21 protein-coding genes and 4 pseudogenes are annotated in these 25,892 nt (G+C 58.7%); 14 read left to right on the top strand and 11 right to left on the bottom strand.

The genetic code is table 11. The features are described from left to right. Positions 1-26: 26 nt before the first annotated feature. From ACD590_RS36255 to fni, 6 genes and pseudogenes are all read left to right on the top strand, one after another. A pseudogene (locus ACD590_RS36255) lies at positions 27-104 on the top strand (ferredoxin); the annotation flags it as partial. A gap of 168 nt (positions 105-272) precedes the next feature. Continuing rightward, positions 273-1,115: an SDR family oxidoreductase gene (locus ACD590_RS36260; RefSeq protein ID WP_054186146.1), complete on the top strand. Its 843-nt coding sequence runs from the start codon at positions 273-275 to the stop codon at positions 1,113-1,115. Next, complete coding sequence (locus ACD590_RS36265; RefSeq protein WP_097622046.1) at positions 1,115-2,458, top strand: cytochrome P450; 1,344 nt, start codon at positions 1,115-1,117, stop codon at positions 2,456-2,458. Before ACD590_RS36260 ends, ACD590_RS36265 begins: the two co-directional genes overlap by 1 nt. A gap of 822 nt (positions 2,459-3,280) precedes the next feature. Continuing rightward, positions 3,281-4,834, top strand: coding sequence for a hypothetical protein (locus ACD590_RS36270; protein ID WP_054186143.1), 1,554 nt, complete (start codon positions 3,281-3,283; stop codon positions 4,832-4,834). Beyond that, entirely contained in the window at positions 4,831-5,733 is a 903-nt protein-coding gene (locus ACD590_RS36275) for a terpene synthase family protein (RefSeq protein ID WP_097622045.1), read from the top strand. Before ACD590_RS36270 ends, ACD590_RS36275 begins: the two co-directional genes overlap by 4 nt. A gap of 85 nt (positions 5,734-5,818) precedes the next feature. Continuing rightward, positions 5,819-6,868: a type 2 isopentenyl-diphosphate Delta-isomerase gene (gene fni / locus ACD590_RS36280; RefSeq protein ID WP_097622044.1), complete on the top strand. Its 1,050-nt coding sequence runs from the start codon at positions 5,819-5,821 to the stop codon at positions 6,866-6,868. A gap of 191 nt (positions 6,869-7,059) precedes the next feature. Here fni and ACD590_RS36285 read toward each other — a convergent pair whose 3' ends face one another. Continuing rightward, positions 7,060-7,989 (bottom strand): polyprenyl synthetase family protein, encoded by a 930-nt coding sequence (locus tag ACD590_RS36285; RefSeq protein WP_097622043.1) that lies wholly within the window; start codon positions 7,987-7,989, stop codon positions 7,060-7,062. A gap of 1,551 nt (positions 7,990-9,540) precedes the next feature. Here ACD590_RS36285 and ACD590_RS36290 point away from each other — a divergent pair. Next, positions 9,541-10,020, top strand: a complete 480-nt coding sequence (locus ACD590_RS36290) for a helix-turn-helix transcriptional regulator (protein WP_097622041.1) — start codon at positions 9,541-9,543, stop codon at positions 10,018-10,020. A 947-nt stretch (positions 10,021-10,967) separates the two neighbouring features. Beyond that, the gene (locus tag ACD590_RS36295) at positions 10,968-11,474 is read left to right on the top strand and encodes a helix-turn-helix domain-containing protein (RefSeq protein WP_063856477.1); all 507 of its coding nucleotides are present in this window, start codon (positions 10,968-10,970) and stop codon (positions 11,472-11,474) included. 251 nt (positions 11,475-11,725) lie between these two features. On the opposite strand, the gene ACD590_RS36300 is transcribed toward ACD590_RS36295, so the two are convergent. Continuing rightward, the gene (locus ACD590_RS36300; protein WP_143540776.1) at positions 11,726-11,947 is read right to left on the bottom strand and encodes a hypothetical protein; all 222 of its coding nucleotides are present in this window, start codon (positions 11,945-11,947) and stop codon (positions 11,726-11,728) included. A gap of 50 nt (positions 11,948-11,997) precedes the next feature. On the opposite strand from ACD590_RS36300, the pseudogene ACD590_RS36305 reads away from it, so the two are divergent. From ACD590_RS36305 to ectB, 6 genes and pseudogenes are all read left to right on the top strand, one after another. Next, positions 11,998-12,138 (top strand): annotated as a pseudogene (locus tag ACD590_RS36305) (adenylyl-sulfate kinase); the annotation flags it as partial. Between the two features lie 6 nt (positions 12,139-12,144). After that, positions 12,145-12,759, top strand: a pseudogene (gene cysC / locus ACD590_RS36310) (adenylyl-sulfate kinase); the annotation flags it as partial. 184 nt (positions 12,760-12,943) lie between these two features. Then, positions 12,944-14,047 carry a histidinol-phosphate transaminase gene (gene hisC / locus ACD590_RS36315; protein WP_088396963.1) on the top strand — a complete coding sequence of 368 codons (1,104 nt, stop codon included), beginning with the start codon at positions 12,944-12,946 and terminating at the stop codon, positions 14,045-14,047. A 153-nt stretch (positions 14,048-14,200) separates the two neighbouring features. Continuing rightward, positions 14,201-14,586, top strand: a pseudogene (locus tag ACD590_RS36320) (IS66 family transposase); the annotation flags it as partial. A 400-nt stretch (positions 14,587-14,986) separates the two neighbouring features. Beyond that, complete coding sequence (locus ACD590_RS36325; RefSeq protein WP_097622039.1) at positions 14,987-15,805, top strand: LuxR family transcriptional regulator; 819 nt, start codon at positions 14,987-14,989, stop codon at positions 15,803-15,805. Between the two features lie 327 nt (positions 15,806-16,132). Further along, entirely contained in the window at positions 16,133-17,407 is a 1,275-nt protein-coding gene (ectB, locus tag ACD590_RS36330; protein ID WP_097622038.1) for a diaminobutyrate--2-oxoglutarate transaminase, read from the top strand. 328 nt (positions 17,408-17,735) lie between these two features. Here the strand turns inward: ectB and ACD590_RS36335 are convergent, their stop codons facing one another. The 9 genes from ACD590_RS36335 to ACD590_RS36375 form a co-directional block, all read right to left on the bottom strand. Further along, positions 17,736-18,674, bottom strand: coding sequence for an SIR2 family NAD-dependent protein deacylase (locus ACD590_RS36335; protein WP_088396960.1), 939 nt, complete (start codon positions 18,672-18,674; stop codon positions 17,736-17,738). A gap of 29 nt (positions 18,675-18,703) precedes the next feature. Then, positions 18,704-18,916 carry a putative nitrogen fixation protein NifT gene (nifT, locus tag ACD590_RS36340; RefSeq protein WP_007636888.1) on the bottom strand — a complete coding sequence of 71 codons (213 nt, stop codon included), beginning with the start codon at positions 18,914-18,916 and terminating at the stop codon, positions 18,704-18,706. Positions 18,917-18,920: 4 nt separating this feature from the next. Then, on the bottom strand, positions 18,921-19,238 hold the full coding sequence (locus tag ACD590_RS36345) for a nitrogen fixation protein NifZ (RefSeq protein ID WP_007636887.1): 318 nt from the start codon (positions 19,236-19,238) through the stop codon (positions 18,921-18,923). Positions 19,239-19,315: 77 nt separating this feature from the next. Continuing rightward, positions 19,316-19,522 carry a 4Fe-4S binding protein gene (locus tag ACD590_RS36350; protein ID WP_082366400.1) on the bottom strand — a complete coding sequence of 69 codons (207 nt, stop codon included), beginning with the start codon at positions 19,520-19,522 and terminating at the stop codon, positions 19,316-19,318. Positions 19,523-19,556: 34 nt separating this feature from the next. Next, a complete protein-coding gene (nifB, locus tag ACD590_RS36355; RefSeq protein WP_097622037.1) occupies positions 19,557-21,035 on the bottom strand; it encodes a nitrogenase cofactor biosynthesis protein NifB in 1,479 nt (492 codons plus the stop codon). A gap of 216 nt (positions 21,036-21,251) precedes the next feature. Beyond that, a complete protein-coding gene (gene nifA, locus ACD590_RS36360) occupies positions 21,252-22,934 on the bottom strand; it encodes a nif-specific transcriptional activator NifA (protein ID WP_097622036.1) in 1,683 nt (560 codons plus the stop codon). A 218-nt stretch (positions 22,935-23,152) separates the two neighbouring features. Beyond that, positions 23,153-23,452, bottom strand: coding sequence for a ferredoxin family protein (locus ACD590_RS36365; RefSeq protein WP_007636883.1), 300 nt, complete (start codon positions 23,450-23,452; stop codon positions 23,153-23,155). Positions 23,453-23,464: 12 nt separating this feature from the next. Continuing rightward, positions 23,465-24,772, bottom strand: a complete 1,308-nt coding sequence (locus tag ACD590_RS36370) for an FAD-binding protein (protein ID WP_097622035.1) — start codon at positions 24,770-24,772, stop codon at positions 23,465-23,467. A gap of 9 nt (positions 24,773-24,781) precedes the next feature. After that, positions 24,782-25,891, bottom strand: a complete 1,110-nt coding sequence (locus tag ACD590_RS36375; RefSeq protein WP_097622034.1) for an electron transfer flavoprotein subunit alpha/FixB family protein — start codon at positions 25,889-25,891, stop codon at positions 24,782-24,784. Position 25,892: the final 1 nt, after the last annotated feature.

The following is a 25,892-nucleotide window of genomic DNA, read 5'->3' on the forward strand; positions in this document are numbered from 1 at the left end:
ACCTGTGCGGAACCACTGGTCAGTGCGTGTTGACGCTGCCGGGCGCCTTTCGTCAGCGCGAACCGGACGGCGTGGCCGAAGTGTGCATGGCGACGGTCCCGCAGGCGCTGCACGCCGCCGTGCGGCAAGCAGAAAGCCAGTGCCCGGTCGCGGCCATTCGGGTGATCGAAAGCGAAGCCGGCGATAACCACTGCACCAACCCCGGCCCTACGCCCTCTCAGGCAGACGCTGAGCGACATGCAGCGAAGACCTACGCAATCCAGGAGAACATGATGGAACGATTTAAAGGCAAGGTGGCCGTGGTGACCGGCGCCGGCGCCGGGATCGGCAAGGCATGCGCCCTCGCCATCGCACGCGAGGGCGGAAGAGTGGTGGTGGCCGACATTGATGGCCCCGCTGCCATCGCCTGCACCGCACAGATCGCAGCCGAAGCGGGCCAAGCGCTGGCCGTGGCCATGGACATCGCAGATGCGCAGGCGGTGGCAGAGCTTTTCCAAACGGCGAAGCGGCGCTTCGGTGGGGTAGACGTGCTTGTGAACAATGCGAGCGCCATGCATTTGACCCCGCACGACCGCGCGATCCTCGACCTGGACGTGGCGGTCTGGGACAAGACCATGGCGACCAATTTGCGCGGCACGCTCCTCTGCTGCCGGCAGGCCATCCCACAAATGATCACCCGCGGTGGTGGCGCGATCGTGAACATGTCATCGTGCCAAGGGCTCAGCGGCGACACCGCACTGACGTCCTACGCCGCGTCGAAGGCCGCAATGAACATGCTGTCGGCCTCGCTTGCCACGCAGTATGGACACGCGAAGATCCGCTGCAACGCGGTTGCGCCAGGTCTTATCATGACGGAACGCCTCTTCGCCAAGCTGGACGAGTGCATGCAACGGCATCTACACCGGCACCAGCTCCTGCCGCACGTCGGCCGCCCCGAGGACGTAGCCGCGCTGGTCGCATTCCTGCTCTCCGACGAGGCTGCGTTCATCACCGGCCAGGTGTTGTGTATCGACGGCGGCATGTTGTCGCATGTTCCAACCTACGCCGACGGTGGCAACAGCGCGGCTCTGCCGGCCGGTGACGCCGCCGAAGCAGCCGCAACGTCGCACTGGTGATGGACATGCTGCTCAACCCGCTGAACCGCTGGCACCGGCTACGGGACGACATCCCGGTCATGCCTGGCGCTTTCCCCCTGGTCGGGCATCTTCCCGCCATCGTCTGCGATCTGCCGCGCCTGCTGCGGCGCGCCGAAAGGACGCTAGGCAGCCACTTCTGGCTGGATTTCGGCCCGGCCGGACACCTGATGACATGCCTGGATCCGGATGCGCTCGCATTGCTCCGGCACAAGGAAGTGTCCTCGGCACTGATCGAAGAGATGGCGCCCGACATCCTTGGCGGAACGTTGGTCACTTTGGACGGTAGCGCGCACCGGCAGGCGCGCGATGGGATAAATGCGGCGTTTCTGCCCAGGGGTCTGACCGAGGCCGGCATTGGCGAGCTGTTCGAACCAATTATTCGGGCTCAGGTCAGGGCGTGGCGCGACCGCGGTGAAGTCGCTATCCTGCCAGACACCCGCAACCTGATGCTTAAACTCACCTTCAGTCTCATGGGCATCCCCGCCCAAGACCTGTCGGAGTGGCATCGCAAGTACCGGCAACTGCTACAATTGATGGTCGCGCCCCCGATCGACCTGCCGGGGATGCCATTGCGGCGCGGCCGCGCCGCCCGCGATTGGATCGACGCGCAGTCGCGCCAGTTCATCCGGGACGCGCGCGCGCGCGCCGCGCGCACCGGGTTGATCAACGACATGGTGAGCGCCTTCGATCGCAGCGACGGCGCACTCTCCGATGACGTCCTGGTCGCCAATATCCGCTTGCTGCTGCTTGCCGGCCACGAGACCTCCGCCTCAACGATGGCCTGGATGGTGATTGAGCTGGCGCAGCAGCCAGAGCTGTGGGACGCCCTGGTCGAAGAGGCGCAACGCGTGGGCGCGGTGCCGACCGGGCACGAGGACCTGGCGCAATGTCCGGTCGCAGAGGCACTGTTTCGGGAGACGCTACGAATGCATCCGGCTTCCTCGCTCGTACCGCGTCGCGCGATGCAGGAATTACAACTCGGCCAGCGGCACATTCCTGCGGGCACTCATTTGTGCATCCCACTGCTGCATTTCTCGACCTCGGCGCTGCTGCACGAAGCGCCTGATCAGTTCCGTCTGGGACGATGGCTGCAACGCACGGAGCCGATCCGGCCGGTGGACATGCTGCAGTTCGGTGCCGGCCCACACGTCTGCATGGGCTATCATCTAGTATGGCTGGAGCTGGTGCAGTTCAGCATCGCCTTGGCATTGACCATGCAGGAGGCCGGGGTGCGGCCGCGGTTGATGAGCGGCGTCGAAAATGGCCGGCGCTATTACCCGACCGCACATCCGTCCATGACAATCCGCATCGGATTCTCATGAGCTGGGATCGTCTGCCCCGTGTCAGGAGGCAGCGGCGCCGGCGATGGGCGGCATTGCTGCACTCGGCGCGCGCGCCCGGTGCGACGCCGGCAACACCGCGGCTCGCCGCTCGCCGCGGCATTCTCTGTCACGTACAAGGAGATGAACAACATGCAGACGGGTTCCATGCTAAACGACGACCGAACTGGCGTTTCCCCGTTCGGCGGATTGGGCGCGCAGGCGTGCGGCGGAGTGCCGGTGCGCGCGTCCGTACGCATGGTCGCGCTATGCGCCGTCGCGGAGGATGCCGCGCGTTACGCTGTTCCGCGCGCTGGATCGCTATCGCGCCTGTTTCGGATCGTAGGTGGTCGAGGATGACACGCCAGCGGATGACACGACGCTGGGCAAGCCCCCGGCAAGCATGTGGCGGAGAAGAATGCAACCGGCGTGCCGATCACGGAGCTGCATGCAGCGCGCCAGTCAATGCCGGGCCTATGGCCCGAGGCCGAGGAAGCCATCACCCCACTGCGGCCGCGTGCGGAGCGGTTGGCGCAGGCCGTGCAGCGGGCCAAAAGGGTATCTGTTCAAGCACGCGCCGTGCGCATGGGCGCCGGTCGGCACGGAGGCGCCGCCGTACCGCTGCGATCCGCCGGCGGCAGCGCTAGATGCTACATTGTGTCCGATTCCACGGCGCAGATCGCAGCGGTTGCCCACCGCGGTCCGCCGCGCTGTCCGGCGGACCGCCGCCAGCATAGGTGCGCTTCGCCGCGACGGGCCCGCGGCGGTGCCCGGCGTCCGCCCCATCCTGCTTCTCGTCAACTGCCTGCAGAGGGAACATCCCGCATGAATGCGCTGTCCGAACAGATCCTTTCTGAATTGCGCCACCTGCTGAACGAGACGCGCGATGGCGGCAGCGTCAGTCCCTCCGTTTACGACACGGCGCGCGTTTTGCACTTCCGCGGCAACGTCACCGGTCGGCAGAACGCATACGCGTGGCTCATGGCGCAGCAACAGGCTGATGGCGGGTGGGGAAGTGCTGACTTCCCACTGTTCCGCCATGCACCCACGTGGGCGGCGTTGCTTGCATTGCAGCGTGCCGATCCTCTTCCCGGCGCTGCGGACGCAGTTCAGGCTGCAACGCGGTTCCTCGAGCGCCAGCCGGATCCCTACGCAGATGCGGTGCCGGAAGACGCGCCGGTAGGCGCGGAGCTGATCCTGCCGCAGATCTCCGGCGAGGCCGCATCCTTGGTGGACGACGTGGTGTTTCCGCGCTACCCGGCGCTGTTGCCGTTGCGGCAGGCGTGCCTGGCCAAGTTGGGGACGGTGGGACCGCTGCCGAGCGGCCATCCGTTGTTGCACTCCTGGGAAGCCTGGGGCACGTCGCCGACCACGGCATGCCTGGACGACGACGGCAGCATCGGCATCAGCCCGGCGGCAACCGCCGCCTGGCGTGCGCACGCCCTCACACAGGCGAGCGCGCCACAGGTCGGGCGTGCCGACAGGTATCTTCAGGCCGCATCGCGCGCGGCGCGTAGCGGCATCGAAGGTGTCGTTCCTAGCGTCTGGCCGATCAACGTATTCGAGCCATGCTGGTCGCTGTACACCCTGCATCTGGCCGGGTTGTTTTCGCATCCCGCGCTCGCCGAGGCGGTAGGCGTGATCGTCGCGCAGCTCGATGCCTGTCTGGGCGTGCGCGGTCTGGGTCCGGCCTTGCACTTCGCGGCCGATGCGGACGACACCGCCGTTGCGTTGTGCATCCTGCGCCTAGCAGGACGCAACCCGGCTGCCGACGCGTTGCGCCATTTCGAAATCGGCGGGCTGTTCGTTACCTTCCCCGGCGAGCGCAATGCCTCGGTGTCGACCAACATCCACGCCCTGCATGCGTTCAGACTGTTGGGAAAGCCCACCGCCGGCACCAGCGCTTACCTTGAGGCCAATCGCAACCCGGACGGTCTATGGGACAATGAAAAATGGCACGTTTCGTGGCTGTATCCCACCGCGCATGCAATTGCTGCGCTCGCGCAAGGCGTGCCCCAGTGGCGCGACGAGCGCGCGCTGGCGGCGCTGTTGCAGGCGCAGTGCGACGACGGCGGCTGGGGCGCCGGTCGCGCGTCAACATTTGAGGAAACCGCCTATGCGCTGTTCGCCTTGCACGTGATGGATGGGCGCGAAGAGCCGACAGGGCGCGCCCGCATCGCGCTGGCGGTCGCGCACGCGTTGGAGTGGATGCTCGCTCGCCATGAGGCGCATGAATTGCCGCAGACGCCGCTGTGGATCGGCAAGGAATTGTATTGCCCGACCCGGGTCGTGCGCGTGATCGAACTCGCCGGCTTGTGGCTGGCTCTTCGTTGGGGGCGGCGCATCCCGGCCGAGGGAGCAGGAGGAATAGCGCAATGATCCCGACCGAAAGCGCGCTGCAGCAAGTACTGGAGTGGGGGCGTTCTCTAACCGGATTCGCCGACGAGCATGCCGTGGAAGCAGTTAGGGGCGGACAGTACATCCTGCAGCGTATCCAACCGAGCCTGCACGATACCAGCGCCCGCACCGGCCGGGATCCGCAGGACGAAAAGCTGATCGTGGCGTTTTATCGCGAGTTGGCGCTACTGTTTTGGCTCGACGATTGCAACGACCTTGGCCTGATCGCGCCAGAGCAGCTGGCCGCGGTGGAGCAGGCGCTGGGGCAGGGCGGCCCATGCGCGATCCCCGGGTTCGAGGGCTGCGCTGTGCTGCGCGCTTCCCTGGCCGCGCTCGCCTACGATAGGCGCGACTATACTCAGCTTCTTAACGATACCCAGTGCTACTGCGCGGCGCTTCGCGCCGGACACGCGCAGGCGGCGGGGGCGCAACGCTGGTCTTACGCCGAATACTTGCACAATTCCATCGATTCGATCGCCTACGCGAACGTGTTCTGTTGCCTGTCGTTGCTTTGGGGGCTGGACATGGCGACCCTGCGCGCGCGTCCGGCGTTTCGCCAGGTACTGCGGCTCATCTCCACGATAGGGCGCCTGCAGAACGATCTGCATGGACGCGCCAAGGATAGGTCGGCGGGAGAGGCCGACAACGCTGCCATCCTGCTCCTGCAGCGTTATCCGGCTATGCCTGTGGAGGATTTCCTCAACGACGAGCTGGCCGGCCATGAGCGCATGCTGCACCGAGTGATGGTGGAGGAACGCTTTCCTGCGCCATGGGGACCGTTAATCGAGGCCATGGCGGCCATTCGCGCGAAGTACTACGAGACCTCGATCAGCCGCTACGGCAACGATGCTGCGGGGAGAGGCCAGCGTGCGCCGGCGTGAACGCGCGGGAGGCGGCGGCGTGCGCGCAGCGCCCTCGGTCCGATCCGACGCAACGCCAACGCCCAATACGGCGGATCGAGCGAGCATGTGCGACGACGCCCTGACCCGGCGCAAGGACGACCATCTGGACCTCGTGCTTAATCGGCGAACGGCGCCAGCCACGGTCGCCGCCGGCTGGGAGCAAATCCGGTTCGAACACTGCGCACTACCCGAGCTGGACCTGACGCAGATCGGACTGCGCACCTCGCTGTTAGGCAAGCCCATGCGTGCGCCGCTGCTGATCAGTTCCATGACCGGCGGAATGCCACGCGCCGAGGCCATCAATCGGCATCTGAGCGAGGCGGCGCAAGCCTTGGGGATCGCCATGTGCGTCGGTTCGCAGCGCGTGAGCCTGCAATCGCGCAATTCCCAGGGACTGACGCGCGCGCTTCGCCGCCTGGCGCCTGACATTCCCTTGCTGGCCAATATCGGCGCCGCGCAACTGCGTGAGGCCGACGGCCTTGATCTGGCGCGCCGGGCTGTCGATGCGCTGGAGGCTGATGGGCTGATCGTCCATCTCAATCCGCTGCAGGAAGCGCTACAGCCGGATGGCGACCGCGACTGGCGCGGCGTCCTGGAGCAGATGGCTCGCGCCGCGCGTAGCGTGGGCGTGCCGATCGTGGCCAAAGAAGTGGGGTCGGGCCTGTCCGCCTCGGTGGCCTGCGCGCTCGTCGAGGCGGGTGTTGCGGTGATTGATGTCGCCGGAGCCGGCGGCACCAGTTGGGCCGCGGTGGAGGGCGAGCGCGCCCGCGATGCCGCCGGCCGTGCAGTGGCGATGGCGTTCGCCGATTGGGGGATCCCGACACCGGCCAGTTTGCAGGCGGTACGTCGGGCGCTGCCAACGGTGAAGCTTATCGCTTCCGGCGGGATCCGCGATGGCGTCGACGTGGCCAAGGCCATTCGCCTGGGCGCGGACATCGCCGGGCAGGCAGCCGGCGTGCTGCCAGCGGCTACGGTATCGACCGAAGCGGTCGTCGCGCATTTCGAGGTCGTCATCCGCCAGTTGGCCGTCGCCTGCTTTTGCACCGGCTCACCTAATCTGGCGACGTTGCGCCAGGCGCGCTTGTTGCCCTCCGCGCATCCGCCAGCTGGATGATGCCGGCGTCGCTCGCTCGTGTCGGCCGGCGCCTAGCTGGTTGCAAAAACCGTTAACGCTAAAGCTAGACCTCTAATCCACCTGGCCCACGGGTTCGATACAGGGAACGAAGTGTTCATGAGGCAGCTGTTGACGATGAAGCGGTAATGATGCCGCCGGTTAGCTAGGTTATGCGTAACGGAATTCGGAGCTCATAAAGGTGCGCAATCCAGCGCCGCTTGTTGAATTAGCCCGGCTTTTCCCGGTCCCGCCACGCCTTTGCAAAGTGCATGATTCAGCCAGTTAACGAAGGACCGTTTGTGAGGGCTGGCAGGAACGGTGTCACCTATCTGTTCGAGATACGCGTAAAATCTGGCGGCTGCGCTGTCCAATCCTTCGCCGCGAACGATACTGGGCCGCTTCAGCTGCGTGTCCACGGCAGGCAATTTGCCAAGCACTTCGGCGCGACCGACTGTATCTGCGATGTCGTCGGCGATCTGATACGCATGCCCGAGCAATTCCCCCACCTTAGACCATGGGGCCGGATCAACATCACTTGCCAGGGCACCGCACGTGGCCGCTGCGACAAAGAGGGAGCCGGTCTTGTAATGGTGATAGCGGTCGATTGGGACGTGCGTCATTGCCTCCATCGACTGTCCGGCGATCAGTCCGTGACTGGGGCCGACCGCCTCCGCAACCACCTCGATCATGCGCGCGCCCAACTCAGGTGTTAGCGCAGCCTGCAGGCTGAGGTATTTGAAAGCCATCACAATCAAGGCATCGCCAGCCAAAACGGCGATAGGCTCTCCGAAAAGCCGGTGCACCGTCGGTCTGCCGCGGCGTAGCGCGGCGTTATCGAAGCAAGGCAAGTCGTCATGCACCAACGAGGCACAGTGTAGCAATTCAATTGCTGCCGCGGCTCTTGTCGCCAGCTCAGGATGTCTTTCGCCGCACACATAGGAGACTTTCAAGCAGAGCTTGGGGCGCATCCGGGAGCCACCTGGAAACACTGCCGCGTCTAGCGCTCCACGCAGGTGAGCCGGCGCAGCCGGACTTAGAGCACTATCCATGGCAGCTCGCAGCGCATGCTCGATGAGCTTGTCGCTATCGCCAACGACGTCGGCTTGGTGATTCGAAATCATATCGCATCTCCACTTTTGAGACGAAAACGAACATCGGGCCTAGTCCAACCGGTGCCAAACAAAAGGCCAATTTCGCTGTGTCTCTTCAGGTTCCAGGGCGCCGTTAAGTTTAGCGGGGTGCGGCGGCCAACATGCGGCACCGGCGTCACCAATGAACCCGCGTGCCAGTGGGAGCCCTAACTCGGCAAGGCGATCTCCCGCTGGAATCCCTCGAAGCAGTCCCATTCGCGGCGACATGACATCTGGACGAATTCGGTTATTTCGATCGCGTGCGAAAAACATTGGCTCTGGCGGCGCTGTCGGCCAGAATGGCATTGCTCTCGACGTCTTGATCCAAAGCCGAAGAGGCTCCCGCGCTGAGCAGTGGCTCGTGACAAAGCTCTTTGGATCGGCTGCACGCCGCCGCGCGTGATGATCGCTGACGAGCTCCGTTCGTAGGGTACGACATGGGCGAAGATGGGCCTTACATCTAAAAGTGTTGGTCATCGTCGATAGTAACCACTGGAGCTTGGACCGGAACCATTGCCGGCAGAGATCTGGGCTCTTACAAGCAATTGATGTGCCACCAGAGCATTGTTAGTGAATGGTTCAATGGCGGCAGAAGGCGCCTTCCGGTGCTCACCGTGTGTCGGGAGTCGTAGATTGTGCCACTCCGCCTAGTATGTGAACGCCGTCAACCTTGCGAGCGATCCGTCCGAAGGCCGACCCAGCATTGGGAGTGAATTGGGTCGAGCTCACAATGCACGTCGGCACTTGCATCATGCCAACCTGTCAATGTGCGCGATCGCACGCGACTGTTATCTTTGCGTCAATTGCGATCGAACCAATGCTTTTGACGCTTCACGAGGTTACGCTGCCGATAGACCCAGCGGAGAAGAGGACTGAGCCCTTCCTGTTGCTCTTCGGCGCGATGTTGCCGAAGCCTTAGACTCGACCGGCTTGGCGAGGATTTCGGCGCTGCCGTAGCCCTAGTCGGCCGGCAGGAAACCGCTTCGAGAAGTCGGTCCCCGACCGCCTTTTGCTAGCGGACTAAAAGGTCGGAGCAGGTGGATATGCAGCGCTCTCCTTCGATAGCTTGGTTGAAGGAGGCGGAATTTCGAACCTACACGCTTGCGGGAGCGGTAACCGATATGGGTTCTTGGCTGGGTGATCTCCAGCACGGCGGAGCTTTCCCAGCTAGCCAAATGGGATATCCTGGGACGGGGAAATGGATCGGTTTTCGAGATTATTTTTTATCGTCCTCAACGATGACGGCTTAGAAGATGTTGAGCATTGAATGTGAATTTTCGCTCAAATTCGACGCTAACCTAGATGATTCAGTGGCGGGTGCGGCCATAGCAACAGATCTTTCACGGAACTGGGCGACCGGTCTCAGCGCCTGTTTTGCATGCATTCCTGAAGCAATTTGGCTAAACCCTCAAATATTTGCTATAACGCAAAAAATGCCCAAAATGGGTATTTAAAACGGTTGTAGTGTGGCGATGACAAGTGGTTCAAATCCGCTCAGTTGGCGCACGCCTACAACGAGTGGCAGGAAAACAGGGACGTGCGGTGACGGAAGATCTAACAAGCTACAGAAGTTCGAGAGGCCTCGTCAGCACCGCCGATCCGGAGGTTGACAAGCCGATCTGTCGAAAGCCAGGTTTCGACGGCAAAATTACATCCCTGGGACACATGGAGGAATTGATCAGCGCGTTCCTGAAAAAGACACGCGAAGCGCAAGGCCTGTCTCGTGCGGACGTTGCTCCAATGCTTGGTCTGTCCATCCCTGTATACGGACGCTACGAGCGGGCATTTTCCAAAATGACTGTTACCCGGATGATCCATCTGTGTGAGATTCTTGGCTTTATGCCTATCGATATGATCTTTGAAGCTGCGCCACATCTTTGGGGCCGTACATCGGAGGAGGCCGAGGATTGTCTCACACTGGCTCGGGTTCTCAGGAGACTTCCGAACGGCACGACGCGCGATCTTATTCGGCTCCTGCAGCGAATGATCCCCGATGACGACGATAGCGACAGGGGTCAGTGATGTAGCGGAGACCGTGAAGTGAGCTGGGTTTGTCTATGACGCCCCCGACCAGTTGCAGTATTGGTGATAGCCGGGTGTCGCAGCCGACGCGCTGTCGTCGGTGTGCAGACACCCACAATCTCACAACTTAGCTTTTCACTCGCATTTCCGTCTGAACACAATACGTGCCGATTGCGCAATATTCGATCGTTGGTTGGCGTCGATCTTGCTCGATGCTCGAGCGGTTCGTCGACGAGCGACGCCAAGTCTATTTGCATGCGCTTTGCTTGTATCCATTCGGTGGAGACCCCGCCGGATGGATACCTTTGCTTCGACAGTAGGGTCTGTGATTAACTCCCACATTGGGTTCTCCTGCTCAATGCCATGTGGGTATTCGAGCTGCCGGCGCGCATGCTTTTTTCAATTACTAAATCGAAGCCTGTCCTCTCCGCGCCTCTGTTTCATCGCGCGATCCCTTTGTGCCATTCGGCTCGGAAATAGCCTTTCGACATCACGGATCAGGTTCCGCGAAAAGGGGTCGAGTCGCCGAGACGGGAAACGCAGCTAGACAAACCTCGCTGTTCATGGCTGCCGCCCTTCAGAGGTACTATGAGGGCATCGCCTAGGGCAGCCAACACGCGCAGCCGTGATTGGTTGGCCGTGAGCCGAGAGTCTCCACGTGCAGGACAAAAGACCACCATGCCCGCACACGACGTCCCGGAAGGTGTTCATAGCCAATTTGGCGCAATTGTATAATCCTTGCGTGAAGCGATTTCGGTGTTGGCTAGATCTATGTACTTGCGCTCACTGATATATTTGAGTGAACGATAGCAAGCGGGTGAGGTTCGCGTGGACAAAATTGCGCCAAATGAGACCGAAATTCAAACATTGGTGGTTCCAAGCACATCACTTTCCGGGTAAAGAGCTCTGGCGCATTTACCTCAGTCGGAGCAATGTCAGGACCATCATTGAAGCAATGGATTAATGAACTCGGTTTGCAACAAGTCGATGATCCAGGCATAGACAAGCCGGTCTATCGAAAACCTTTTGACGGACGGATTGCACTTAGCGCCGAACTCGAAAACTTGATCAGCATCAGCCTTCGCGAAGCCCGCGATAAGCGAAAACTCCCGCGCTCGAAACTGGCGCCCTTGCTTGGCATCACTAAGCAGGTCTACGGCCGGTACGAAAATGGAGTATCCCGCTTGACCGTGAGCCGACTGATTCATCTGTGTGAGGTTTTGGATGCGACTCCGGAAGAGATTATCGCCCCGGCGGCACCTTATCTTTGGGGCGAAACTGAAACCAAAGCGGTTCTGCTGTTGGCTACTATCGTGAAGTTGCGGACTTTCGATGAAGAGATTTTGCAAGATATTTACAGCTTACTAAGCCGCATAGACGAGACCGGTAGCGATAGCGGCGATGGTGCTGTGAAAGTCGCGTCTACCAGCGCCACTGCAGACGATCGCGAATAAGGTGTAGATCGCTCGCGTCAAGAAACAGAACGTGCGTCCGTCCCTGATGAAGTTCTATCAGAAGCCGCGACCAAACGCTCGCGCCGTTGCTGGTTGCCGAAGCGAGCTTTGCGCAGGCGGTTAGGACTAGCTGCCGACCAATTATCGCCACAGCTCTGCGGGGCATAGGTGGGTAAACGGGGAGGCGCATGTTGGGTCAACTGGTCCAACTCATCCCTGCTCTCGGCCGCTGAAGGGGTTGCGCGGTCGTCTTACGCGGCAAGGAGGAAGGTCACGTCAAAGCCTAAGAAACCCGTATATTCATCATCCAAAGCATCGATGATTTCATTGACACAATTAATTTTACCAATCTCCCATGATGATGCATTAGGAATCTTGATCTCAGACGCGAGTGACGGCGAAACCTTCGACGGTCCGGACTGGCTATAGCGCGAAGAGCCGACATGCAGCGGGGTGACCGCTGCTTCAATCAAACAATGCGTGCTTCAAAATAGCAGCAAGAAATACCAAAGGAGGTCTTTGCATGCGTTCTGAGCTGCGGTGGAAGCTGTGCTGGGAAAACGAGCTGGACATCATCGACCATGTCGATCCTCCCGAGTTCTTTCGCAAAGCTTATGGGCCGACCGGGGTCTTCAATACAAAGCTTTTCAGCGGTAGCCAAAGCTGGGCAAGGCGCGCCGACAACGTGCATTGGCAGGCGACGGGCGTTGACAAAGGCGCACGCGCGGCGATGAAGAGCCAGCGGCCAGCCGTCCTGTGGTTCACCGGACTTTCCGGCTCCGGCAAGTCCACAATCGCCAATGCGCTCGACCGGTTGCTGCATGCCCGCGGTAAGCACACCTACATCCTCGACGGCGACAACGTGCGCCACGGGCTCAATCGCGACCTAGGCTTCAACCAGTCTGATCGCGTCGAGAACATCCGCCGCGTCGCCGAGGTCGCTAAGCTGATGGCCGATGCCGGGCTGATCGTGCTCGTATCCTTGATCTCGCCGTTCCGCGGCGAACGCCGGATGGCTCGCGAACTGATGGAGGAGGGGGAGTTCATCGAAATCTTCGTCGACACGCCGCTCGAAGAATGCGCGCGGCGCGATCCGAAGGGGCTTTATCGGAAGGCGTTCGCTGGCAAGATAGCCAATTTCACCGGCGTTTCCTCACCGTACGAGATCCCTGAGAGCCCTGAGAGCCCTGAGTTGCATCTCGAAACGGTTGGCCACGACCCTGCGGCGTTGGCGTTTGAGATCGAACAGTTCCTCGAAAGGCGAATGGAGCAAAGTGACGCATGATTGTGAGAGTGCGGAGGCTTAAGCATTGGCGGCTTGAGGCGGCCGCGGCGGTCCTTGGCTATTAACTACGCGGTGGTCGTTGCAGCCCCAGGCGGGCCGCGCCAACGTCCGATGCTATTGTTGGCTTCAGCATGAGACAGCCGATCACGCGCTCACGGCCGGCTTACTGAAACGGAGAAAAGATATGTCTGATGCAAAGCTGCAGGGCGTGCTTTCGGCTCTTTCGCCGGTGGCGAGACAGCTAAATGCGCTACCCTCCAATCAACCGGGGCGAGATGCAAACTGCGTTAAACTAAACACGAATGAGAATCCATTTCCGTTGCCGATGATGGTGATGCAAAGTGCGCTGGCGGCCCTCGAACGGCATTATCTGTATCCCGAAGATGACAATCTGAGTTTGCGCGACGCAGCCGCCAATGCGTATGGCCTCTCCCAGGATCAGGTGATCGCCGGGAATGGCTCGTCTGAGCTGCTCGGGCTCATCTACAGAGCATTCCTAGACCCGGGAGATAGCGTGGCGATGATATCGCCAGGTTTTTCCTTTAACCGCAAACTTGCCATGTTGCAGGGTGCTCGACTTCTCGAAATCGAATGGGGCGAGTCTTATTCTCTGCCGATCGAGCAGCTGCTTCTTGGTCCAGCAAGAGATGCAAAATTCATACTGCTGGCCAATCCGAACAATCCGACCGGAACATTCGTTCCCGTGGACGAAATCGACCGCCTCGTCGCGCAATCTGACCAATTGATAGTGGTGGACGAAGCGTATGTCGACTTTGCGCCCGATGATGCCCTGCGCCTCGTCGATCGCCATTCAAACCTTCTGATATTGAGAACATTTTCGAAAGGCTTTGCAGCCGCTGGAATACGTGTTGGTTTTGGCTTTGGTCATCCTGAGCTTATTGAGAGGCTCCGCAACCTCCAAAATGTCTTCAATATGAACGTAATCGGCCATGCGGTGGGCATTAGTATCCTTTCGCACCGCGCCGACTACCACGAGAACCACAAATATATTAAACATGAAAGACACAGAACGACGACTGCCTTGTCTCAATTGGGCTTTTCTGTGATCCCGTCCCACACAAACTTTTTGCTTGCTCGGGTGCCCCCCGCACAAGATGGCAAATGGTGGCAAGCGTCTTTGGCTAGGCAGAACGTACTTGTAGCCGTCTTTCCCGATTCCGGATTGGAAAATTATATTCGCGTCAGCATCGGCACCAGAACCCAAATGGATGCGTTCCTTTCAGCTGCCAGGGACATCATTTCTGGAAGCATGAAGACGCAGAGCTAGCCGGTTCGAACTATTGCTCACTGCTTGTCACGTGGCAATAAGATCACAAATAGGCGCAACACAGTAAGGCATGCGCAGTCTCGATTCCCTTGATTACGCGTGTTGTTAGCGCACGAGTGGAGCACCCGGTCACAGACGACATGGCCAATTGGACGGCTCTATGTAGATAAGACCACGGCTCCATTGTTTGGATGGGGCGCGGCAGGACGAAAATAGCTATCTCTGGGGCTGCGACCGCGGCTGGAACGGATCTTTGCCGTCCGGCGGGGTGCTCGGCCTGGGCGTAACGGCGAATATGCTGCAGAAATTAAGACGGATTCAACGGCGCGATCCAAGTCGATGCCTACGGGGGCTACTCTCACCTGGTTACGCCAGACCGCATGCGCGGTAATCCGCTGAGGCTCGCTTTCTGGTGGGTTCATGGCGCCAGAAAGCTGATCAAGGCAAAGCCGAAGAAGGGCTCGCCTATCGTCGACGAGGCGTTGCTGCGTATCGCGGCTCTTTACAGGATCGAAGATGGCATCCGCGGTTCTGATCCCAAAATCGTAAGCGTACTCGGAAATGAGCACGTGGGGATACGCCACCACCATCCCCTTGCGTGGATGACTGGAGAGGCGATGGGTCAAACATGGTTGTTAGTGATGGGCCGCTCAATGGCTATTTTTGTCGGGTTTCATCGACTTACGACAAAACTTGGTATGTCCAGCCGTGCACCCAAGCGGTCGAATCGTTGATTAACATCGGCAATTGCTCCGGGATCTAAATTGGCACAGCTCTTGATACTCCTCGAATCAAGTCCAAGAGCAACACACGTGGTCAGAGCAAGTTGTGTAGCCCTTCCGGCAGTAACGCCGGAGTTTCTGCATCGAAAACTCTGTAACGACGGTGACGATGTTTGGAGGCAAAGGATGCGGCGGCAGAGCTACAGAACTTGGGTGAATGCATTCTGTCGAGGCCGCGGAGCCGACAGGTACCTATCCTTTCAGCTTTCTTTTGGTTCCGCTCATGCAATTCCCTAAATCAATCGAAGAAGCGCATGCAGCTGAATTTTACCAATTCCTCGAAAAAACTCAGGGCTTAATTCGATCCCCGAAGCTTTTCGAATTGTTGTGTTCATTTGCTCGGATTCTCGAATTCCCATGGGTCGCCTATCATCGTCAATCGGGCGATGAAATCCTAAAGATGGTCCGCTGCAATCCGCCTGCCGTCAGCTATCCTGATGAGTGGCAGGATCATTATGCCAAGATGGGCTATGACAGAATTGATCCCATCATCAAAAAGAGCCGAAAGCAGGCGGACGCTTTCCGTTGGAGTGAAGCGCACAATGACATGATCAAAACGGAACTGGAACGGCGATTTTTCGAGGAGGCTGCAGCGTTCGGTTTGAGGTCAGGGGTCAGTGTTCCATTGCACGGTCCCGGAGGTAGTTTTGCGATTATGAGCTTTGCTCGGCCCTCGTCCTGCGAGCCCGAGAATAAAATGGTTACATATCTGAAATTTGCGGCTGTGCACTTCCATCTGAGTGTCGCGGATTTTGCGAAGCGGGTTGCGGGAAAATGCCCCGAACTTACTCCAAGAGAAAGAGAGTGTATTCTCTGGGTAGCAAGGGGGAAGTCTTCATGGGATATAGGGCGGATACTTGATATTTCTGAGAATACTGTAAATTTTCACATAAAAAATATAACGCGGAAGTTGGATGTCAGTAGCCGAACGGTCGCGGCTTTGAAAGCAGCAAGCCTTGGAATTATCGAATTGTAGGACCAACTCGGGGTGTGGTCCTGCGTCCGGCCGTTGCGGGGCGGCCATCGGAACCTGTCTTCGGTCATATCGCAACTGCTGATGTTGGACTGGGCACAACGCTGCCGTCCGGCAGTAACGGCAGCCAAACGTGTATCCGGCACGCGCTGAGCCTGTAACCAAGAAACGGTCTATGACGATACTCCCTTTGCAGGTAGGTGCAATGGGTCGCCGTTGTCGGCTAGGATGCCAGCCTACAATTGTAAAGGGTTAGTGAAGGCAGACCGGGAGCGGTTCGACTAGTTCACGACCAGATGAGACTCTGCAAGTTTCTTATGGAGGAAGATCATGCCTCAAGAGAGTAGTTCTAACTCGCTACTGGAATTTGAAACCCTCGAGTCAAATGTGAGGTCATATTCACGATCCTTCCCTGTGGTGTTCAGAAAGGCGGCAGGAGCCATCCTCGAAGACGAGAATGGTTTTGAGTTCATTGATTTTCTTTCCGGCGCGAGTGCCCTTAACTACGGTCACAACGACCCCTACATCCGAAATGCTGCAGTGGAATACCTGCAATCGAATCGGATCGTCCACGCGTTAGACATGGCAACATCAGCGAAACGAGAATTTATCAAAAATTTTGACCATATAATTTTGCGCCCGCGCGGGCTGGCGTACAAATTTCAGTTTACCGGCCCCACGGGTGCCAACGCTGTTGAAGCTGCTTTGAAACTCGCACGTAAGGCAACCGGCCGGCACAACGTAATCTCGTTCACAAACGGCTATCACGGAGGGAGTTTGGGGGCCCTTGCCGTAACCGGCAATCGCTATTTCCGAAATGCAGCAGGTCTTACCCCTGCCGGCGCAGTTTTCATGCCCTACGACGGCTACTGGGGAGCCGACAACGATACGTCCGACTACTTGGATAAGGTGCTTGCTGATAGTAGTAGCGGAGTCGACTTGCCGGCAGCTATTATTCTGGAAACTGTTCAAGGCGAGGGAGGTATCAACCCTGCAAGCACAGACTGGCTGCAGTCAGTTGAGCGGCTCTGCAGAAAGAACGACGTCCTACTGATTGTTGACGACATTCAGGCTGGCTGCGGCCGAACTGGCGAATTTTTCAGTTTTGAGTCTGCGGGTATATCCCCAGACATCGTGCTTTTATCCAAATCCCTCAGCGGTTATGGGTTACCTCTATCGCTTCTGCTGCTCAAATCCGAATTGGACGTTTGGCAGCCAGGTGAACACACTGGGACTTTCAGAGGCAATAACCTTGCACTCGTGACGGCAAGTGCTGCTTTGCAAAAATACTGGACAAATGAAAACTTATCTAAGGGCGTTATCGAAACAGGACGCCAGCTCATGGAGCGCCTTCGGGAAGTTGCTCAAAGCAACCAACGTTCTGAACTTGCCGTGCGGGGAAGAGGCATGATGTTGGGGCTCGACTGCCGTACGGGGAAACTAGCGGAGAAAATCGTCCGCCAAGCCTTCGAACAAGGACTGGTGGTAGAGCGATGCGGCGCGGAAGACCAGGTAATCAAGCTTCTTCCTCCCTTGACTATCGACAGTCAAACTGCCCAACGCGGTTTGGACATCCTGGAGAAGTCGGTGCGGGTGAGCGTTTAAAGACAAACCTTGGTCTCTCGTTTCGGCCGATCAGCGTACAACTTGATTATGGTGGCCGATGCGAGGGCTTATCTTTGGCGATTCCGGCCGCGGTTCTGCCGCGTAGTGGGAATTGTTTAGGTTTTTTTTTGATAACCATCGGTCCTCCGCATGGCATTGAGCGAACAGTAAATCTGCGGTCGTCCCCGATCTTGCCGTCGATCACCTGCGACAGAGCCTCGATCCGCTGCAGAGATCACGCGCGCTCATCGCCACCACGTCAGCAAACCTGGGCAGTATGACATTCGAACTTAGCAGAAACAGAGCACTTTCTATTTGCGGCTACACCCTAGCCGCTACGGAAATTCGAACCGGAAGCCGTGTGGCCTTCCTCACCATCCGTCTTAATGCCAAATGGGACAAGCAGAGCCGCGGCTTCGCCGGTCGGCAGGTCGACAACCGTGATTGCGCTCGCTGCAAGGAAACGCCGCTCGTTTTTGGTAAGGCCTTCCGCATCAAGTACTGCAAAGTGGGGGCCGTGGGAGCGCTTGATGATCTGTCGAGCGTAGATCCGGAGCATTTGATCGTTGAAGCGGCAGCCAATGAAAAGAAAACCGCGATCTGTACGCCGTTCTTTCACCATTTCAGGAATTGGCGTCTGGATATCAATTTCGGTTAGGACTTCCACGTAATCGGAATCGGACACTAGAAAGTTCGAGGCTGGCATAACACTGCCGTGCGGCGCATAGAGGACCGTCTTTGGCGCTGAGACGCGTTCGACGTCTCTCCCGGAGAGATCGTAAGTTTTTGTCCAAATGTCGCCGCCGCCGTTCGCACGCGTGACGCCTTGCATCTCGACGACATCCGTTCGACCGGTCTTCGCGAAAGCCGCACGCATTGTCCCGTCGTACCAGCCGTCGACGATAAGGGAGATCGGCAACGTCGCGAGCCAGTCGTGGAGGGCCGTCGGCGCCACGGGTGCTCCAAATATTTCTGCCATCCAGGTCTGAAGCGTCCGGCGATGCCGTCGCTGTTCAATGAACTGCGCGACTGACCACATATTGCTGCGTATCCTGGAGGGAGCAAGTGTGCGTTTGTTGAGTGCCGCGGAGACGGCTTCCGGGGTGTCCGGTACAGGTGGTTCCGTGGATTGCAGCCGAAGGAGATCCGGACCGAGATAGGGAATGATCCGATCCGCAGCGAGCGCTTCCTGAAGCAGCTTAAGTCTTTTTTCCGCGTCACCGTTGCGAACGATTAGGAGACGGTCCGAGGTCAAGATTGTGTTCATGCTGGTTTCTCTTGTCTGTCGTTGCAGCATCAGTCCTCGTCAGGAATCTTCCTTGCTTGGACGGTGATCGGCAGAGGCGTATCCCGCGATAGCTTGGGCAGGACGAGCCTCCAGCCGTTCCTGAGTGTGACCGTGCCGCCCCACAAGTCATCAGTCTCGACGTCTACGATCGGCTCTTCGAGATCTTTCTTTGGTACGTAAGCCGACAAGCCGGCGCTCGTTCTGCGAATCATTATCTTCATGTCGCTATTCCTTCGTTGGGGGCCCCGCGATTTCAGCAGCGCCGCAAGCAGCGGCGTTGTCTAGGCTCGTCAGTTCACGCGCACGCATGCCGACGATAGTGCCATGTTCGACCCATTCGACGGCATAGATGTAAAACTGCTGGAGAAAGGTGCCGATGTCGCGCACATAGCCTTCGTCGCCCTTCCGCACCAAATTTTCGCCGATGTTTTTGCCAGCATAGGTGCCGTCATTCTTTACGTGAAGTCTGGCCCTCACCCGCTCGCCGGGTATAAATCGTGGAGGCTTGTGGATTTCGACCTCCTGTTCACGTCCAAGGCCCATCGGCGTTCCTCCTTCTGGGAGCTGCAGGATGTCATTGCAGGCGGCTTCTCCGCAGGAGCCCCGACCCATGCTGAAGGTCAAATCGCAGGTGCGGCGGCGACGCAGGTCTTCGGCACGGGACAAACCTCCGCGCATTGCTGCGTTTCAAAGGTGCCCTTGCATTCGGTGCATTTTTCCGCGTCGATAACGTAGATCTCTCCTTTAAACCTGATCGCGCCGGAGGGGCATTCGAACTCGCAGGCACCGCACTGGGTGCATTGGGACGCTATGATCCTGAAGGCCATTTTAAAACTCCTGAAGATGTTGGATTAAGAGCGCTCACGCCGTCGCTGCTTGTGGTTCGACGCCAAACTTGGCGGCGTAGAGGGTGCCGATGGCGGTCTCGATGTAGTCATAGCAATAAGCATCCGTTGCCCGAACCCCGGCCTCCGTGAGCCGATTCTTAGGGCACTCCCCGATCTTGGCGCATAGCACGACGTCAATGCCCTCCAGCGCAGTTATGATGGCGTCGAGGGTGGCTTCCTCGCCCATGCCTCCGAGGCAATACTGTTCAATCCTGCGATGCCCGACGTAGGTGATGCCTCTCGACGAAGCTTCGTATACTTGGAATTCCTTCGCATGGCCGAAGTGCTCGTTGATGCGACCGCCACCCTTTGTCGCGACCGCGACGTGGAGGGACCCGTCGCCGGCTGCTTTGACTGTCTCGATTGCCTCGCTCTTGGCGGTCGCGTGATCGCCGCGTTCGCGCGCGACCACTTCCCGATAGGCCTCGCGCTTATGGGCGTCATAGGTGATCTCTTCTGGAATCGGGTCGAGTGCGAACTCCTGGCCGCGATCATCCCCAAGCAGGCCGACGGCGTCGGCCCTGCACTGCCGACAATGGCGCATCAGCTTTGCGCCGCCTTCGAGACGATCCTGGAGCGCCTTCAATTCGAGCGCCCGCGGGCCGCGCTGTCCGGTCAAGCCGTAGTAGGTGCCATGGGCCGGATCGGAAATAAGCGGCATGACGTTGTGCAGGAACGCCCCCCGCTCCTTGACCCATTTGTTTACCTCGACCAGGTGTTCGTCGTTGACGCCAGGGATCATCACCGAATTGACCTTAGTGAGGATGCCGCGCGCGGTCAGCATCTCCAGGCCCAACATCTGCCGCTCGTGCAGGATTCTGGCGCCTTCGATGCCGGTGTAACGACGGTTGTGGTAAAAGATCCAGGGATAGATCTTTGCGCCGATTTCAGGGTCAACCATGTTGATCGTGATTGTCACATGATCGACATTCATGTCGACAAGTTCGACGACGTGATCCGGCAGCGCAAGCCCGTTGGTGGAGATGCACAGCTTGATGTCGTGGATCTCGCCCGCGACTCGTTCGAACGTTTCCTTTGTCTTCTTCCAGTCGTAACAGGCATCGCCCGGTCCGGCGACACCCAGCACGGAAAGCTGCGGCACTTCGTTGGCGACGGCAATGACCTTGCGCCGCGCTTGGTCTGGCGTCAACTTTTCCGAGACTACCCCAGGCCGGCTTTCGTTGGCGCAGTCATATTTACGGTTGCAATAGTTGCACTGGATATTGCAGGCTGGTGCGACCGCGACATGCATGCGCGCGAAATAATGGTGAGCTTCTTCTGAATAGCAGGGGTGGTTTTTGATCTTCGCCCAGATAGCCTGGTCCATGTCGGCCGGCTTTGTGGACACGCCACATGACGAGGATGTGCAGCCACTCGGTTTCGCGGTCACCAGCAATTGATCCGAGGATGTCGTGCTGGTCACACTCTCAAGCGAAATCATCGGTGCGGACATTGAATGCTCCGTTGCTAGTTGACGTCGCGTTTCAAAACGCAAAAGCCATGCCATCCCAAGCATTGGATTTCGCTTCAATAATTTGCTTATTGTTGTTCGATTCCGACCGTGTTCTGACACAGATTTGTCGAGCTTTCGACAGTCGACAAAGGAGTTGGCCGAAGCCATAAAACCAGGCATTGAAAATGCGAGAAGGTCCAAACGTCACTTGGACGCTTAAAGCTTTTTCACCTCGATGCGATGCTGGCGTAAAGCATAGCCGACCTGACGTGGCGTAAGGCCGAGGATACGAGCCGCCTTGGCCTGAACCCACCCGGCCTTTTCCATCGCCTCGATCAGCCGGTCCCGTTGCGTGAGGCGCGAGTCCATTGCGGGACAACCGGAACCGTTCGGATCACAGGCCTTGACGGAAGACACCTCGTCCGACGCACCGACGTTCCCGCTCGAGCGCGGCGATGCAGCCGGCATCACATTGCTCCGGGCACGCCCATCGATGGTATTGCCGCTGGGCGACCCGTCGGTTCCTTTCCAGAGGAGCGACGAAAGGCACTGACTGTTCTTGCAGGCAAAATCAGACGAAACGATCGAGCTTGAACGTGCAAGGGTAGCAGTCCTTCGCACGCAGTTTTCGAGTTCCCGGACGTTGCCTGGGAAATAGCATTGCGACATCACCTCGATCGCCGACGGCGAAAACGTAAGCTCGCTTTCGTTCTCCTTGTTGAATCGGTCAAGAAGAGCTTTCGCAAGGCGTGGAATATCGCCGGGTCGCTCTCGAAGCGGCGGCAGGACAATTGGAACTACGCTGATGCGGTAATACAGGTCGGCCCTGAATTCCGCGTTTGCAACAGCCATTTCGAGGTTTTTATTCGTGGCGCATATGAGCCGGACGTCGACCGCAAGCGTCTTGGTCCCGCCCACTCGCTCCAGCTCGCCTTCCTGCAGGACGCGCAGCAGCTTGGCTTGAAAGGCGGGCGAAATCTCGCCAATCTCGTCAAGCAGAAGCGTTCCGCCATTTGCCAGTTCGAAGCGTCCGGCACGCTGCGCGATGGCCCCGGTGAAAGCGCCCTTTTCATGCCCAAACAACTCCGATTCCAGGACGCCTTCAGGCAGCGCGGCGCAGTTCAATTTGACGAACGGCTTGTTTCTACGAGGGGAAAGCTCATGGATCGCCTGAGCAAAAAATTCCTTGCCGGTGCCGCTTTCGCCCCGCAGAAGCACGGTGGAATTCGTCCTTGCCACCACCGAGACTGTTTCAACCACCTGCTGGAGAGCCGGGCTATCCCCGACAATCCCGTCGATTTTGACGGGTGGATGTCGGCCCGGGGCGCCCCTTTGCGTGTTGATCGGCTTCTCCGGTCTCTCTTGTTCGCCGATAAGTCGCCGACTCTCCAGGTTCAGGAAGCGATGAAGCCGGATCGTCCGGCTGACCAGATTGGCGACCATGGTCAGAAAGCGAACGTCCTCGTCGGCGGGGAAGGGGGCGGCGTCGTTCCTGACGCGATCGACCGATATTGTGCCAATTATTTTGTTATCGGCTTTTACCGGAACGCCAACAAAAGAAATCGGGACGGTGCCGCTGCTCCAAGGCGGTTGCGGATCAGCCTGAAACAATTCGGACTTGCCAACATCCTTTACAATAAAGGGCATACCGGTTGTCACGATATGGTCGATTACGGCCTTCGGTATAACGCCTCGAGCGGCTGATTGAGAGGGTGGGGGGATGTCGCCAGTTGCGGCAATCTCGGGATGACCTCCAGCGTCCAGAACAACGATTGCTCCCTGTCGAATCTGCAGAAAGGAAGAGAGGACGTTCACGACGTTGGCAAGCGTGATCTCTAGCCGGGCGGGGGCAGTTAGGACCTTTGATATCTCGTAGATTCCGCTGCCCGCTTGGCGCATGGGTCCAGCAGGTAGCGCAGATAGGGGCTCCACTCCATCGACCGATCGCGCGGGCATGTGGGTCATTATATAGCCTCGGGTTGTCTAATTTTCTTATAACCCTTGCTTGCATGTATTTATAGTAATTTCTAATGCCAATCCGCAACGCGCACCTCTGCAAGTTTCCGATGCGCCTGTCTGCAAACCCAGTTGGTTCTGAGTCGTTGAGTTGCAAACCTTTATCCGAACTTGAAGAGAACGCCGAAACCGCCTCTCGGATAGTTCCACTCGATATCTCCACTTGCCTCACAGAGTACGCGGCACGTGCCGCACTCCATGCACCCGTCGGCGATAACCTCCACTTGGCCCTGGTCATTCAATTCGTAGCACTTGGCCGGACAGACACCTGTCAGGGCATACAGATTTACGCTCGGCCACTCGTGTGGACGCACCCTAATATGCGGACGTCCGGCATCGACCACATATCGATTTTGGTAAAGCTTGTCCTCTACGCGTATGTTCGTCACTGCAACCGTCATCTCATCTTTCCTTTATCGCCACGCGCGCGCCAAGCGGACCGCATCACCAAACAGCCCCCAGCGCGAGCGTGCCTTGATGAAGGTGGCCGTGGTCGCCCGTTCCTTGTCGATCTTCGGGGTGCCGTCCACTCGCACAAAGTTCTGTGCGGCCTGCGACAGCAATTTTGGATAAGTCGTGAAGAAATTGCGGGAATTGGTGTGCAGCAGGGCAGGCATGTCCTTGTACTTCCGCAAGTCTTTGATGACGAATGAATTTTCAAGCATCGACTTGTAAAGGGAGAGGTGCTCCTTGACCATCGGCTTCTTGCGGTTCTTGATCTGGACGATTGCTTCGCCGGCGATGCGCCCCGACGTCATGGCGAGGTTGGACCCCTCGCGGTGCACCGCATTATTAAGCTGTGCCGCGTCGCCGACGACGACCCAGCCGTCACCAAAAAGCTGCGGAATTGCCTTGTAACCACCTTCTGGAATGAGATGAGCCGCATATTCCTTGACTTCCGATCCTGCGATCAGCGGCTTGACCGAGGGATGGGTTTTGAATTTTTCGAGCAGGTCATAAGGACTTTCCATTGTTGCCGCGAATTCGGAGACAAGGCAGCCAATCCCGATCGAGATCGATTCTTTGTTGGTGTAGAGGAAGGCAAGCCCGGCCATGTTGCGAGAGATCGTGCCAACTGCCTCGATGACGCAGCCTTCATTGGCCTTGAGGCCGAACCGCTGGTCAATCACCTCTTCGGCCAGGAAATGCATTTCCTTGACGGCGAGCGCGACAGTTTCCGGCTTTGGCGTGTCACGCAATCCAGCCCGCGTGCCGAGCAGTCCATTGACGCCCTCTGCGAGAACGACCACGTCAGCAAGGATCACGTCGCCGGCGCGGTCGGTGCGAACGCCAATCACCCTGCCCTTTGGATCTCGAACGAGTTCCGTCACGGTCGTCTCGCATAGAAGAGTAGCTCCGGCCTCGCGCACCTTGCGTGAAAACCATTTGTCGAATTGGGCGCGAATGACCGTGTAGCGATTGGGTCTTGACTCGTTGAAGTCGTCCGACCGGTATTGCATACCGATGTGGGATGAGTCGTCCATCATCCAGAAGCGCTGCTCGACCAAGTGCCGCTCCAGTGGCGCATCATCCCGGAAGTCCGGCAGGATTTTCTCCAGCATGTCCGCGTACATGATGGCGCCCTGCACATTCTTGGAGCCCGGATACTCGCCGCGCTCCAATTGCAGCACCTTCATGCCGCGGCTCGACATCGTGTAAGCAGCTGCGTTTCCGGCCATGCCGGCCCCGATAACTATGGCGTCGAAGTTTTCCTCGGTCATGGGGCGCCCTCAGTTTGCAAGCTTATCGCGACTGTGCGGCGACAGTCGATGGGTGAATAGTTCCGTCAATGACGGCAGTAAACGGATCGCATCGGTGACCACGCCAAGGTGAGCGAAATCAAAAATCGGCGCGTTAGGATCGGTGTTAATGGCTAAAATAAGATCAGCTCCCTCGACGCCAACGCGATGCTGGATGGCGCCGGAAATGCCGGCCGCTATGTAGAGCTTCGGCCGGATAGTTTTGCCAGTTTGGCCGATCTGCCGATCAGCAGGCATCCAGCCCTTTTGGACGAGGGGGCGCGAACAGCCATAATCGGCCCCGATCGTCCGCGCGAGTTTCTTCATAAGCTTCACGTTCTCCATCGCGCCGAGACCGAGGCCTCCAGCAACCACGACATCCGCATAGGCGAGATTCGCCGTCTCCGACTGACCATCAGACAAGAAACCGAGGACCTTAGTGACGATCTCTTCCTCGATCATCGACACTTTGTGTCGAATGACGCGTCCGATCTTATTATTTCCGCGCGGCGGCATGGCCATGACCCTCGGACGAACCGTTGCCATCTGCGGCCGGCAGTTGAGCGTGTAGATCGTGCACAGCAAGGAGCCGCCGAAAGTTGGCCGGGTCGCCGCAAGCGAGCCGTCCGCATCCACATCAAGTTCGGTGCAATCCGCCGTGAGCCCTGTCAACAAGGTCGTCGCCACGGAACCGGCAAGGTCGCGCCCGAGCGTCGTTGCCCCTAAAAGAAGGATTTCCGGTTTGTAGTTAGTAACCAGATCCGTCAATGCTTTGGTGAAGGGCTCGTTTCGATAGTCGGCGAGCAGTGGGGCCTCGATGAGGTAGGCAAGGTCGGCGCCATATGCAAAAGCCTCGGCGACGGCAAACCACGTGGCCTCTTCCGGCGGTCCGAGAACGACGCCGGCAAGCTGGACGCCCAGCTTGTCGGCGAGTTTGCGGCCTTCGCCGAGCAGCTCGAAGGAGACGGGATGGACCTGGTCGCGCTCCAGCTCGATGAAGACCCAAACGTGCCGATGGTCCTTAAACTGATCGGGCAGCTCTTTTTTCATGGCGGCACGGCCAACGGCTGGAGGAGGGCTCTCTCGATTCGTGCTCAACATC

This window comes from Rhizobium sp. 862_C5_N1_2 (assembly GCF_051811205.1).
Taxonomy (GTDB): domain Bacteria; phylum Pseudomonadota; class Alphaproteobacteria; order Rhizobiales; family Rhizobiaceae; genus Rhizobium; species Rhizobium leguminosarum.